At 67.9% G+C, this 11,296-nt stretch carries 13 protein-coding genes; 4 read left to right on the plus strand and 9 right to left on the minus strand.

What is annotated here, in order from left to right:
- Positions 1–208 precede the first annotated feature (208 nt).
- The 3 genes from AC5P60_RS12310 to AC5P60_RS12320 all read right to left on the minus strand — a co-directional run bounded on the left by AC5P60_RS12310 (position 209) and on the right by AC5P60_RS12320 (position 3,041).
- A complete protein-coding gene (locus AC5P60_RS12310; RefSeq protein ID WP_012481182.1) occupies positions 209–787 on the minus strand; it encodes an LON peptidase substrate-binding domain-containing protein in 579 nt (192 codons plus the stop codon).
- Complete coding sequence (gene mpl / locus AC5P60_RS12315) at positions 784–2,148, minus strand: UDP-N-acetylmuramate:L-alanyl-gamma-D-glutamyl-meso-diaminopimelate ligase (RefSeq protein ID WP_483693597.1); 1,365 nt, start codon at positions 2,146–2,148, stop codon at positions 784–786. Before mpl ends, AC5P60_RS12310 begins: the two co-directional genes overlap by 4 nt.
- Before the next feature lie 329 nt (positions 2,149–2,477).
- Positions 2,478–3,041 carry an adenylate kinase gene (locus AC5P60_RS12320; RefSeq protein WP_005410920.1) on the minus strand — a complete coding sequence of 188 codons (564 nt, stop codon included), beginning with the start codon at positions 3,039–3,041 and terminating at the stop codon, positions 2,478–2,480.
- Positions 3,042–3,177: 136 nt separating this feature from the next.
- Here AC5P60_RS12320 and AC5P60_RS12325 point away from each other — a divergent pair, with 136 nt between their 5' ends.
- Together AC5P60_RS12325 and AC5P60_RS12330 are read left to right on the plus strand one after the other, a co-directional pair.
- Complete coding sequence (locus AC5P60_RS12325) at positions 3,178–4,434, plus strand: 6-phosphofructokinase (protein WP_033835618.1); 1,257 nt, start codon at positions 3,178–3,180, stop codon at positions 4,432–4,434.
- A 118-nt stretch (positions 4,435–4,552) separates the two neighbouring features.
- The gene (locus AC5P60_RS12330; RefSeq protein WP_483693598.1) at positions 4,553–4,942 is read left to right on the plus strand and encodes a DUF488 domain-containing protein; all 390 of its coding nucleotides are present in this window, start codon (positions 4,553–4,555) and stop codon (positions 4,940–4,942) included.
- Positions 4,943–5,015: 73 nt separating this feature from the next.
- Here the strand turns inward: AC5P60_RS12330 and AC5P60_RS12335 are convergent, their stop codons facing one another.
- Positions 5,016–5,519 carry a hypothetical protein gene (locus tag AC5P60_RS12335; RefSeq protein ID WP_012481186.1) on the minus strand — a complete coding sequence of 168 codons (504 nt, stop codon included), beginning with the start codon at positions 5,517–5,519 and terminating at the stop codon, positions 5,016–5,018.
- A 308-nt stretch (positions 5,520–5,827) separates the two neighbouring features.
- Between AC5P60_RS12335 and AC5P60_RS12340 the strand changes: the two genes are divergently transcribed.
- Positions 5,828–7,855, plus strand: coding sequence for a sodium-translocating pyrophosphatase (locus AC5P60_RS12340; RefSeq protein ID WP_005410924.1), 2,028 nt, complete (start codon positions 5,828–5,830; stop codon positions 7,853–7,855).
- A gap of 78 nt (positions 7,856–7,933) precedes the next feature.
- Here the strand turns inward: AC5P60_RS12340 and AC5P60_RS12345 are convergent, their stop codons facing one another.
- The 5 genes from AC5P60_RS12345 to AC5P60_RS12365 are packed head-to-tail and all read right to left on the minus strand — an operon-like array spanning position 7,934 to position 10,886.
- Entirely contained in the window at positions 7,934–8,653 is a 720-nt protein-coding gene (locus tag AC5P60_RS12345; protein ID WP_231522123.1) for an energy transducer TonB, read from the minus strand.
- Positions 8,650–9,075, minus strand: coding sequence for a TonB system transport protein ExbD (exbD, locus tag AC5P60_RS12350; protein WP_005410926.1), 426 nt, complete (start codon positions 9,073–9,075; stop codon positions 8,650–8,652). The genes AC5P60_RS12345 and exbD overlap by 4 nt, the downstream gene beginning before the upstream one ends.
- A 9-nt stretch (positions 9,076–9,084) precedes the next feature.
- Positions 9,085–9,813, minus strand: a complete 729-nt coding sequence (gene exbB, locus AC5P60_RS12355; RefSeq protein WP_049453127.1) for a tonB-system energizer ExbB — start codon at positions 9,811–9,813, stop codon at positions 9,085–9,087.
- Positions 9,800–10,267 carry a YbaN family protein gene (locus tag AC5P60_RS12360; protein ID WP_049453128.1) on the minus strand — a complete coding sequence of 156 codons (468 nt, stop codon included), beginning with the start codon at positions 10,265–10,267 and terminating at the stop codon, positions 9,800–9,802. The genes exbB and AC5P60_RS12360 overlap by 14 nt, the downstream gene beginning before the upstream one ends.
- Before the next feature lie 31 nt (positions 10,268–10,298).
- Positions 10,299–10,886: a biliverdin-producing heme oxygenase gene (locus AC5P60_RS12365; protein WP_024957126.1), complete on the minus strand. Its 588-nt coding sequence runs from the start codon at positions 10,884–10,886 to the stop codon at positions 10,299–10,301.
- 107 nt (positions 10,887–10,993) lie between these two features.
- Here AC5P60_RS12365 and AC5P60_RS12370 point away from each other — a divergent pair, with 107 nt between their 5' ends.
- On the plus strand, positions 10,994–11,251 hold the full coding sequence (locus AC5P60_RS12370) for a DUF2789 domain-containing protein (RefSeq protein WP_483693599.1): 258 nt from the start codon (positions 10,994–10,996) through the stop codon (positions 11,249–11,251).
- The last annotated feature ends 45 nt before the right edge of the window (positions 11,252–11,296 follow it).

Genomic DNA, 11,296 nt, shown 5'->3' on the forward strand with positions numbered 1-11,296 from the left:
AACTGTTCGGGCGGTTCAGGGAGAATCCGGCGTGGGGACCCAAGCTACTTCTCGGTCGCAAGACCTGGATCCACACGGTCGCCCACGCCGGGCTCTCGGCACCCAAGGTGCCAGATTGGCAAGAGATAAGATCCACGCCATACGTGAATGACATTCCCCGCATGCATCAGCGTGTGCACCAAGGTGCACACCCACCCGAGGCAGGCTGCTACGGCATCCAGCCCAGCAACTGCTGCAACCGCTGGTGCGGGTCGTCCATCTGCAGCAGCTGCAGGCGCTGCTGCTCGCTCAGCGGCAGCAGTTCGGCCAGCCGCCAGCCAACCCAGCTGGCCTGGTCCAGCAACGCCGGATTGGCCGGCGCATAGGCCTCACCGGCCTGCTCGATGATGTGCCCCAGCACCGTGGCCAGCAGCGCATGCTGCGGCCGCAGCTCATCGTCGGGGTCTTCGTCGCACCAGCGCACGTCGGCCACCACCAGGCCGTTGTCGCGTACGCGGGTGCGCTCGACATGGAAGCGGCGGGTGCCTCGCAGGCGCAACTGCAGCACGCCGTCGGCGCCGACATCGAAGTCTTCGATGCGTACCTGCACGCCATACGCTGCCGGTGTCGCCGGGGCTCCCACTTCCTGGCCGTCGAGGATCAGGCAGACACCGAAGCCCTCGCCACTGCGGCCGCTGTCGCGGACCAGATCCAGGTACCGCCGCTCGAACACGCGCAGCCCGACCGCTGCACCCGGCACCAGCGTGGTGTGCAGCGGAAACAGCGGCAGTGACGTGTCGCTGCTCATCGGGCCTGCAGCGCGGCGAGGAAGCGACGCGGTGCGCCGTCGAAGCCCCCATTGGACATGAACACCACGTGGTCGCCGCTGCGCGCGCTGGCCTGCAGCTGCGCCAGCAGCGCGTCGGTATCGGGCACCGCGTGCGCTTCGCCGCGCACCGCGGCGATCACCGCGGCCGCATCCCAGGCCAGTTCCGGGCGATGCAGGAACACCACCTCGTCAGCCAACGCCAGCGACGGGGCCAGCGCCTGCGCGTGCGCCCCCAGCCGCATCGAATTGCTGCGCGGCTCCATCGCGACCACGATGCGCGCGTCACCCACCTTGGCACGCAAGCCTTCCAGCGTGGTGGCGATCGCGGTCGGGTGATGGGCGAAATCGTCGTAGATGGTGATGCCGTCATGGCGGCCGATCACTTCCATGCGGCGCTTGACGCTGCGGAAGCGCGCCAGCGCAGGAATCACGTCGGCCGGCGCCACGCCCACCGCATGTGCGGCAGCCAGCGCACCCAGGCCGTTGAGCACGTTGTGGCGGCCCAGCAACGACCAGTGCACATCGCCCATTGCCTGCCCGCGGTGGTGCACGCGGAAGGCGCTGCCATCGGCGGCCAGCAGCTCGGCATGCCATTCCAGCGACGGGTCGAAGCCGAAGCGCTCGACCGGGGTCCAGCAGCCCATCGCCAGCACTTCGGCCAGATGCGGGTCCTCGCCGTTGACGATCAGTCGGCCACGCGCCGGCACCGTGCGCACCAGGTGGTGGAACTGGCGCTGGATCGCGGCCACGTCCGGGAAGATGTCGGCGTGGTCGTATTCAAGGTTGTTGAGGATGGCCACCAGCGGCCGGTAGTGCACGAACTTGCTGCGCTTGTCGAAGAACGCGGTGTCGTACTCGTCGGCCTCGACCACGAACTCGCGGCCCTGGCCCAGCCGGGCGGAGACGCCGAAATCCTCGGCGACGCCGCCGACCAGGAAACCAGGCGAACGACCGGCGCTTTCCAGCAGCCAGGTGAGGATGGTGGTGGTGGTGGTCTTGCCATGGGTACCTGCCACGGCCAGGGTGTCGCGACCCGGCAGTACCTGTTCGGACAGCCATTGCGCTCCCGAAATGTAGCGCTGGCCGGCGTCGAGCACGGCCTCAACGGCGGCATTGCCGCGCGAGAGGGCGTTGCCGATCACCACGTCATCGGTGCCGGCCGGCACGCTGTCGGCGCGGTAGCCCTGGTCCAGGGCGATGCCCAGCTGCTCGAGCTGGGTCGACATTGGCGGATAGATGGCCTGGTCGCTGCCGCTGACCGTATGGCCCAGTTCCCGCGCCAGGGCGGCCACGCCGCCCATGAAGGTGCCGGCGATTGCAAGGATATGTACGCTGCTCATGACCGAGGATTGTGACCGATGACGGCTGTATAGGGCCAATGTCCGCCCCCGGGTAAGACAAGTCCTACACGGGATGTGAGAAAACTCCAATCACCTGTCAGGGAATTCCCGATAGCGATGTTCTGTGAACCCGGACACAATTCGAACTGCCAGCCGCAGTACCCGAACCGGTCCTACTCCCCAAGAGGCCATCCCCAAGGGAGCTCATGCTGCGGGGCCCTGAGCAAGCCCTTCGCTGGCGCCTGTCAAACGACACAGGCCTGATCCTCACGGACCAGGCCTGTGTTTTTTTGCGCCCGAAGGGCCGGCAACAGGCCGGCCCCGCCGGATCAGGCCTTGATCGCCGCCAGGATGCGGGCTTCGATCTCGTCCAGCTCACCGACGCCATCGACGCGGGCCAGGGTGCCACGGCCAGCGTAGAAGTCGACCACCGGGGCGGTCTGGTCGTTGTAGACCTGCAGGCGCTGGCGCACCGCTTCCGGCGTGTCATCGGCGCGGCCCTGTTCCTTGGCACGACCGGCGATGCGCTCGACCAGCAGCTCGGTGGCCACGTCCAGCTGCACCACGGCATCCAGCGGCTGGCCGATCTTGGCCAGCAGGCCGTCCATCGCATTGGCCTGGGCCACATTGCGCGGATAACCATCAAGAATGAAGCCCTTGGCGACATCGGGCTGGGTCAGGCGCGACTCCAGCATGCCCAGCAGGATGTCATCCGACACCAGGTTGCCGGCATCCATCACCGTCTTGGCCTGCTTGCCCAGCTCCGTGCCCGCGGCGATTTCCGCGCGCAGCATGTCACCGGTCGAAATGTGGGCGATCCCCAGCTTTTCCTTCAGGCGCGTCGCCTGTGTCCCCTTGCCCGAACCGGGCGGTCCCAACAGAACCAATCGCATTGACCTGACTCCAACGTGTTGAAAACAAAGAAGGTTCGCGTCCCGGACGGACCGGTATCGCTGCACCGCAATAGCGCCACTTTACCGCATCCGGGTAATGTCCCTGCAATGTCCTTTCCCCCGAGCAGGTAGACACATGCGCAACGGTACTCTCCTCTACGCCCAATCCGGTGGTGTCACCGCAGTCATCAACGCCACGGCGGCGGCGGTGATCGAGCAGGCCCGGGCCAAGGGCATCAAGGTCCTGGCCGCGCGCAACGGCATCCTCGGCGCGCTGCGCGAGGAACTGATCGACACCAGCAAGGAGAGCGCTGCGGCCATCCGCGCCCTCGCCCACACCCCGGGCGGCGCGTTCGGCTCCTGCCGGGTCAAGCTGAAATCGCTGGACGCCGACCGCGCCCGCTACGACCGCCTGCTGGAGGTGCTGCGCGCGCACGACGTGCGCTGGTTCCTCTACAACGGCGGCAACGACTCGGCCGATACCGCGCTGAAGGTCTCGCAGCTGGCCAAGGCCTCCGGCTACGACCTGACCTGCATCGGCGTGCCCAAGACCATCGACAACGACCTGGCAGTGACCGACACCTGCCCCGGCTTCGGCTCGGCGGCCAAGTACACCGCGGTGTCGGTACGCGAGGCAGCGCTGGACGTGGCGGCGATGGCCGAAACCTCCACCCGCGTCTTCATCTACGAGGCGATGGGCCGCCACGCCGGCTGGCTGGCCGCGGCCGCCGGCCTTGCCGGCAACGGCGATGACGAAGCGCCGCACATCATCCTGCTGCCCGAACGCGCCTATGACGAGGCGGCGTTCCTGGCCAAGGTGAAGGCCGTGGTCGAGCGCGTCGGCTACTGCGTGGTGGTGGCGTCGGAGGGCATCGCCAACGCCGATGGCCGCTTCGTCGCTGACGCTGGCGGCGGCAAGGACTCGTTCGGCCACTCGCAGCTGGGTGGCGTGGCCGCGCACCTGGCCGGCCGGGTCAAGGACCAGCTGGGCCTGAAGGTGCACTGGGCGCTGCCCGACTACCTGCAGCGCTCGGCCCGGCACCTGGCCAGCAGGACCGACTGGGAGCAGGCGCAGGCGGTCGGCAAGGCCGCCGTGCAGCTGGCGCTGAAGGGCCAGAACGGCGTGATGCCGGTGATCGTGCGCAGCAGCGATGCGCCCTATCGCTGGAAGATCGAGGCGGCGCCACTGTCGAAGATCGCCAACCATGAAAAGAAGATGCCCGCCGGCTTCATCCGCCGCGACGGCTTCGGCATCACCGCCAGGGCGCGGGCCTACCTGTCGCCGCTGATCAAGGGCGAAGCACCGCTGCCGTATGGCGCCGACGGCCTGCCGAAGTACGTCACCCTGAAGAACGTGGCGGTGAAGCAGAAGCTGCCGCCGTTCGAGGGCTGACCCGAAAAAGGGGACGGAGGGGATTAAGTCGCATACGCCCCTCTGTCATCTCCAACAGCGTCAGTAGTGGGTCGGATACGACTTAATCCCCTCCGTCCCCTTTTAGTGGAGGCACACCATGGCATTGCGTGTTGTTCGACTCGGTACGCCGCGCGTGCCTGGCGAGGGCCTGCGCATCGGCACCGTGCGGCGGCCGCCGCGCGGCGTGCCGCGCAGCGAGTTCGCCCAACAGGACTGGTACGACGTCTGGTTCCCGATCCTGTCACCCAGCGCGGAACTGGTGAAGCGGGCGCATGAGGCGAAGACGGCCGCCGACTGGACCGCGTTCTTCCGCCACTACAAGGCCGAGATGAAAGCGCCCGATGCCGCCCATGCACTGGACCTGCTTGCCGCACTGTCGCAGCACAACGACATCAGCGTGGGGTGCTACTGCGAGGATGAGGCGCACTGCCATCGCAGGGCTTTGCGCGAGCTGCTGGTGGCGCGCGGGGCGACGCTGGCGGAGTGATGATTGCAGGGTTGCCGGCCAGCGGCCGGCACTACCCGTGGATGACCGCGTGGGTACACCGCCCACGCAAAATTCAATTGCAGGCCTTGCCTTCCACCTGCAGCTGCGCGGCGAACATCGTTACCTGCGGAATCTGGCCGGCAGCGGCCTGCTTCCTGGCCTCTTCCAGATAGATGCGTGACTGGCCCTGACCGTCCAGCTCCACCTTGTTGGTCGACGGCAGCCGCCACACGCGCACCACCGCCTGCTGCGCCGGGCACGCGGCGCTGGGCACGCGGATCACATCATTGAGCTTCCAGCCCTTGTCGGCACTTGGCTGCGCCTTGGCGTAGTCGACGAAGCGCGCGCGTGGCTGGCATTGTTCGCTCGTACGCACCGCAGAGAAGCGGTACGGCTCGGCCGCCTGCCCGGTGAAGGCGCCTTCCAGGCGCGCACAGGCCTCGGGGATCTGGCGCAGCGTATGCACCGCCCCTACCGCCTGCGGAGCGCCCACGGCGCGCTGTAGCTCCGGGGTTTCCGCGGCGAGTGCCGGTACAGCCGGGACCAGGGCGGCAAGCATCAACAGGGACAGGCGCATGGGGGATCTCCTTCAGGACTCCACGCAGGCTTGCAGAGGCTGGCTTAACAGGGTGCAAAGGCCGGTGGCTCTCGAATCAAGCCCATTGACTGGCGGCATGCGCTGCGGCTCGCAGAAGCCAGTCGAGCACGGCTCGACTCTACAGTGCGCGGCACGCATACTGCGGGCACCAGGGAATGCTGAACACCGCCATACGTCGGACGACCGCCAAGGTCGGTACGGGTTGGTTCCAGGCTGCAGCCCGTCGTCCCCCTCGTGGTGCCGTTCATCGCCACTGGATGCCTACATCCATTCTGCGGAGGGGTCTAATGCTGGAACGTCACGGGCTGTCACTGGCGCTGGGCTGCGCCATTCTCGCGATCCTGTTCGGAATCGTCTCGGCGCGCTGGATCCTGCGCCAACCCACCGGCAATGAACGCATGATCGCGATCGCCACGGCGATCCAGGAAGGTGCGCGTGCCTATCTCAACCGCCAGTACCTGACCATTGGCGTGGCCGGTGTGGTGCTGTTCGTGCTGGTCGGTGTGTTCCTCAGCTGGTACACCGCGATCGGCTTCGCGGTCGGCGCGGTACTGTCCGGCGCGGCCGGCTACATCGGCATGAACGTGTCGGTACGCGCCAACGTGCGCACTGCCGAAGCTGCACGCCACGGCATCAGCGCCGCAATGGACGTCGCCTTCCGCGGCGGTGCCATCACCGGCATGCTGGTGGTCGGCCTCGGCCTGCTGGGCGTGGCCGGTTACTACGCGCTGCTGCTGCGCATGGGCCTGCCGATGGAACAGGCGCTGCATGCGCTGGTCGGCCTGGCCTTCGGCTCGTCGCTGATCTCGATCTTCGCGCGGCTGGGCGGTGGCATCTTCACCAAGGGCGCCGACGTCGGCGCCGATCTGGTCGGCAAGGTGGAAGCCGGCATTCCCGAGGACGACCCGCGCAACCCGGCGGTGATCGCCGACAACGTGGGTGACAACGTGGGCGACTGCGCCGGCATGGCCGCCGATCTGTTCGAGACCTACGCGGTGACCGTCATCGCAACGATGCTGCTGGGCAGCCTGATGCTGGCCGAGGCAGGCGCCAATGCGGTGCTGTATCCGCTGGTGCTGGGCGGCGTATCGATCATCGCCTCGATCATCGGCGCGCTGTTCGTCAAAGTGAAGCCTGGCGGCTCGATCATGGGCGCGCTGTACAAGGGCGTGATCGTCTCCGGCGTGCTGGCCGCCATCGCCTTCTACCCGATCACTACCGGCCTGATGGGTGACAACGTGCACGGGCCGATGGCCCTGTACGGCTGCGCGTTGATCGGCCTGGTCCTGACCGGGCTGATCGTGTGGATCACCGAGTACTACACCGGCACCCAGTACAAGCCGGTGCAGCACGTGGCGCAGGCCTCGACCACCGGCCACGGCACCAACATCATCGCCGGCCTCGGCATCTCGATGAAGTCCACCGCGCTGCCGGTGGTGGCCGTGTGTGCGGCGATCTGGGGCGCGTTCGCGCTGGGTGGGCTGTACGGCATCGCCATCGCCGCCACCGCGATGCTGTCGATGGCCGGCATGATCGTCGCTCTCGATGCCTACGGGCCGATCACCGACAACGCCGGTGGGATTGCCGAGATGGCCGAGCTGCCCTCGGAGATCCGCGACATCACCGATCCACTGGATGCGGTTGGCAACACCACCAAGGCGGTGACCAAGGGCTATGCGATCGGTTCGGCCGCACTGGCCGCATTGGTGCTGTTCGCGGACTACACGCACAACCTGCAGGCTGCACATCCGGGGCAGGAATTCCGCTTCGACCTCAGCGACCACACGGTGATCATCGGCCTGCTGATCGGCGGCCTGATTCCCTACCTGTTCGGTGCGATGGCGATGGAAGCGGTCGGCCGCGCGGCGGGTGCGGTGGTGGAGGAAGTACGTCGCCAGTTCCGCGAGATCCCCGGCATCATGCAGGGCACCGGCAAGCCGCAGTACGACAAGGCGGTGGACATGCTGACCCGCTCGGCGATCCGCGAAATGATCGTGCCCTCGCTGCTGCCGGTGGCGGTGCCGGTGGTGGTCGGCCTGCTGCTGGGGCCACGCGCACTGGGTGGCCTGCTGATCGGCACGATCGTGACCGGCCTGTTCGTGGCCATTTCGATGACCACCGGCGGTGGCGCCTGGGACAACGCCAAGAAGTACATCGAAGATGGCCACTTCGGCGGCAAGGGCAGCGAGGCGCACAAGGCTGCGGTGACCGGCGATACCGTCGGTGACCCGTACAAGGACACGGCCGGCCCGGCGATCAATCCGCTGATCAAGATCATCAACATCGTCGCGCTGCTGCTGGTGCCGCTGTTGTAGATCCACGCCATGCGTGGATGACGGCCTCGATGGGGTCAGAGCCCTTTCCTGGGGAAAGGGATCCGAGCCCACCGTCAATCACCGCCCGCGCAGGAAGAACGACACCGGCACCATCACGTCCACCGGGTCGCCGGCCACTTCGGCCGGCGGCGCCGGTACCGGGCTGGCGCGCTGCACGGTGTCCAGCGTCTCCTGGTCAAGCAGCGCGAAGCCACTGCTGCGGCCCAGCTTCAACCCCGAGACCGCGCCATCGCGGGCCACGGCAAAGCGCACGTAGACCACGCCCTGCTGGCGCAGCCGCTCGGCCTGGCGCGGATAGCGGCGATGCTTCTGCAGGTGCCCCAGCAGGCGACCTTCCCAGCTTGCCTCGGCGCGACTGCGCTCACCCGCCGTGGTCTGCGGTGCGGCGTAGCGCGCGGCGGCGTCAGCGGCCACCTGTGGCGGTGCGCTGGTCTGCGCGACATTGGCGTCGGCGACATCCGGCGAGGGCGTCGGCTCTGGTGTACGCGGCGGTGGCAGGTCACCCTGCGGCTGCACCGGCGCCTTCGGTTGCTCGCGCAGGGCCGGCTTCGGCGCCTGCCGCTGCTGTTGCTGCTGCAGTGGACCGGTGGCGACCTCGCGCGGCGGCACCGGCGGTGCCTGCGCCATCGGTGCCAGTTCCAGCATCAGCGCGGCGGGCGGCGCCGTCGCAGCCAGTACCGGTGCGCGCGTCGCCCACCAGCAGGCCGCGCCGATCAGCAGCGCGTGCACCAGCAGCACGATCACCAGGCTGGTCGCCCAGCGCCGCAATCCGCTCATCGCGCGCCTTGCTCCAGTCCAACCAGTGCCACCTTCAAGTAGCCTGCGCCACGCAGCGCGTCCAGCGTCGCCATCAGTTCACCGTAAGGCACGCGGGTATCGGCACGCAGGAAGATGCGCTGCGCGGTGTCGCCGTGGGTGGCCGCCTGCAATGCAGCGGCCAGCCCGTCACGCGCCACCGCCTGCTCGCCCACGCGCAGCGACAGATCGGCCTGCACGGTCACATACACCGGCGCCTGTTCGGGCGGCGTGGCACTGGCGCTGCTGGCCGGCAGCTGCACGGGCACTGATACGGTGGCCAGCGGTGCGGCTACCATGAAGATGATCAGCAGCACCAGCATCACGTCGATGAAGGGCGTGACGTTGATCTCGTGTGCTTCTTCCGGTGCGTCGTCGCGGTCGGACGCGGTCCTGATCGCCATCGTCGCGCCTCAGTGCACCGCGCGCAGCGGTGCCGCTGCGGTACGCGGCACGGCACGATCAAGATCGCGCGAGACCAGCTGCTGCACGGCCGCCGACAGATCGCCGAGCAGGCCCCGCAGGCCGGCCAGCACGCGGCTGAAATGGTTGTAGACCAGTACCGCGGGAATCGCCGCGACCAGGCCGAGTGCGGTCGCCAGCAGGGCCTCGGCGATGCCGGGCGCAACCACCGCCAGGTTGGTGGTGTTGCTGTGTGCGATGCCGATGAAACTGTTCATGATGCCCCACACCGTGCCGAACAGGCCGACGAAGGGCGCCACCGCGCCGATGCTGGCGAGCACACCGATGCCACGCCGCTGCACGCGCGCGGTCTCCAGCTCGATGCGGTCCAGGCGCGAGGCGATGCGCTCCTTGATGCCGTCGCGACTATCCAGATCCTGCGACAGACGCAGTTCGGTGCGTGCTGCGTCCAGCATCGCCAGCGCGGTGCCCTGCCGCAGGCTTGCCTCTTCGCTCTGCGGCGGCAGCTGTGCGGACTGCAGCAACAGCGCGCGCGCCGCACGCAGCTGCCGGGCCTGGCGCGTCAGTTCCCAACCCTTGGCCAGCAGTATGGTCCAGGTGGCCAGCGACGCCAGTGCCAGCGCGATCATCACGGCCTTTACCACCACGTCGGCGGCCAGGTACATGCCCCACGGGGTCAATGCGGGGGCGGCCACGGGGACCAGGTCAGCAGGCAGCATCGTCTCGGTTTCCATCAGCATCAGGGGTCGCTGCGCGACGACGGGCCGCGCGCGGATCATTGGCGTCGTCCACTTCCACGACCGGATGGGGTTCCAGCCGCGGTGCCGGTCGGCTCAGCACGTAGCCGGCGCTGACCGCGAAGAACAGGCCCACGCCCAACAGCAGGCGCCAGGACGGGTGCGCGCCCCAGCAGAACAGGGCAAAGCCCAGCGCCATGCCGGCACTGGCAAACGCCTTGCCCTTGCGCGATACCGCGCCCTGCTCGCGCCACAACCGCAGCGACGAGCCGTAGCGCGGATGCGCCAGCAGGCGCTGCTCGAACTTCGGCGAGCTGCGCGCGAAGCAGCCCACGGCCAGGATCAGGAAGATGGTGGTCGGCATCACCGGCAGCAACGCGCCGATCACCCCGAGCCCGACCATCAGCCAGCCCAGCGCGAACCAGAGCCAGCGCATCAGCGCTGCACCTGTGGGCGTGCGCCGTGCATCAGGCGAATTCCACTTCGACGTGGCCGTGCACGCTGCGGAACGCGGCGTCGGCCGCATCGATCACCTGCTGCTCCTGCTCGGCACTCAGCGGTACCGCGTCCAGCGCCGCGGTGAACTCACGCCAGTGGCGCGCCGCGCCATCCGGATGCGCGGCCAGGTGGCGGGCGCCAAAATCACGGTCCAGGCCGAGCTTGGCAGCCATCTTGTACAGAATGGTGCCGCCCAGGTTGGAGCCTTCAGCCACGTACAGCCAGCCCAACGCGGCGGGCAGTTCCAGATCGGACGGCAACGCCGCGATGTCAGCCCCCGGCAGGGTCTGCTCCAGGTCCTGCAGGTCGCGCGCGACCTGGGTCAGGCGGCGGCGCTCGCCCAGGTCCGGCAGCAGTGCGTCCAGCGCAGGGTTGGCATACAGCGCATCGATGCTGCGGTGGAAGCGATACTGCACGCGCAGGAAACGGGCGAAATTGCTGCGGTCGGCGAAGATGTCGCCGGCCATGATGCGCTTGTCCAGGGCACCGTGGCTGTCGCGGGTGGCGGCCTTGAGCCGCAGGCTGCGGCTTTCTTCAGGGGCGATGTGTGCGTTCATGGGGGAATGCCAAGGGGGTCGTCGTGCTGTAGACGTCTGCCACGGGGCTTTCCCCAAGGCCGTCTACACCGATAATGGGCCATCCCCTTGTCCATCCGGAACCGACGATGATCACCACCGAACCGCGCATGACCAACCTGTTCCTGCAGCTGGGCCTGGATGCCAGCGCCGAGGGCATCGCCCGCTTCATCCGCGAGCACCAGCTGGCCACCGATGTCGAAGTGGTCGAAGCACCGTACTGGAACGATGCCCAGCGCCAGTTCCTGTCCGAATCACTGCAGGCCGATGCGGCATGGACCACGGTGGTGGATGAGCTGAACGAGTCGCTGCACGAAAATGCGGTAAAGGCTTCGAGCGGGCTGTAAATAGACGCCGGGCATGGCCCGGCGCTGTCGATTGCACGGCAGAAG

It is taken from the genome of Stenotrophomonas sp. YJH_SMC_120, from assembly GCF_059368675.1.

Bases quoted from the DNA above. Each gene is read 5' to 3' on its own strand.
- AC5P60_RS12310 (WP_012481182.1), bottom strand. From the start codon at position 787: ATGAGCAGCGACACGTCACTGCCGCTGTTTCCGCTGCACACCACGCTG.
- mpl (WP_483693597.1), bottom strand. From the start codon at position 2,148: ATGAGCAGCGTACATATCCTTGCAATCGCCGGCACCTTCATGGGCGGC.
- AC5P60_RS12320 (WP_005410920.1), bottom strand. From the start codon at position 3,041: ATGCGATTGGTTCTGTTGGGACCGCCCGGTTCGGGCAAGGGGACACAG.
- AC5P60_RS12325 (WP_033835618.1), top strand. From the start codon at position 3,178: ATGCGCAACGGTACTCTCCTCTACGCCCAATCCGGTGGTGTCACCGCA.
- AC5P60_RS12330 (WP_483693598.1), top strand. From the start codon at position 4,553: ATGGCATTGCGTGTTGTTCGACTCGGTACGCCGCGCGTGCCTGGCGAG.
- AC5P60_RS12335 (WP_012481186.1), bottom strand. From the start codon at position 5,519: ATGCGCCTGTCCCTGTTGATGCTTGCCGCCCTGGTCCCGGCTGTACCG.
- AC5P60_RS12340 (WP_005410924.1), top strand. From the start codon at position 5,828: ATGCTGGAACGTCACGGGCTGTCACTGGCGCTGGGCTGCGCCATTCTC.
- AC5P60_RS12345 (WP_231522123.1), bottom strand. From the start codon at position 8,653: ATGAGCGGATTGCGGCGCTGGGCGACCAGCCTGGTGATCGTGCTGCTG.
- exbD (WP_005410926.1), bottom strand. From the start codon at position 9,075: ATGGCGATCAGGACCGCGTCCGACCGCGACGACGCACCGGAAGAAGCA.
- exbB (WP_049453127.1), bottom strand. From the start codon at position 9,813: ATGCTGCCTGCTGACCTGGTCCCCGTGGCCGCCCCCGCATTGACCCCG.
- AC5P60_RS12360 (WP_049453128.1), bottom strand. From the start codon at position 10,267: ATGCGCTGGCTCTGGTTCGCGCTGGGCTGGCTGATGGTCGGGCTCGGG.
- AC5P60_RS12365 (WP_024957126.1), bottom strand. From the start codon at position 10,886: ATGAACGCACACATCGCCCCTGAAGAAAGCCGCAGCCTGCGGCTCAAG.
- AC5P60_RS12370 (WP_483693599.1), top strand. From the start codon at position 10,994: ATGATCACCACCGAACCGCGCATGACCAACCTGTTCCTGCAGCTGGGC.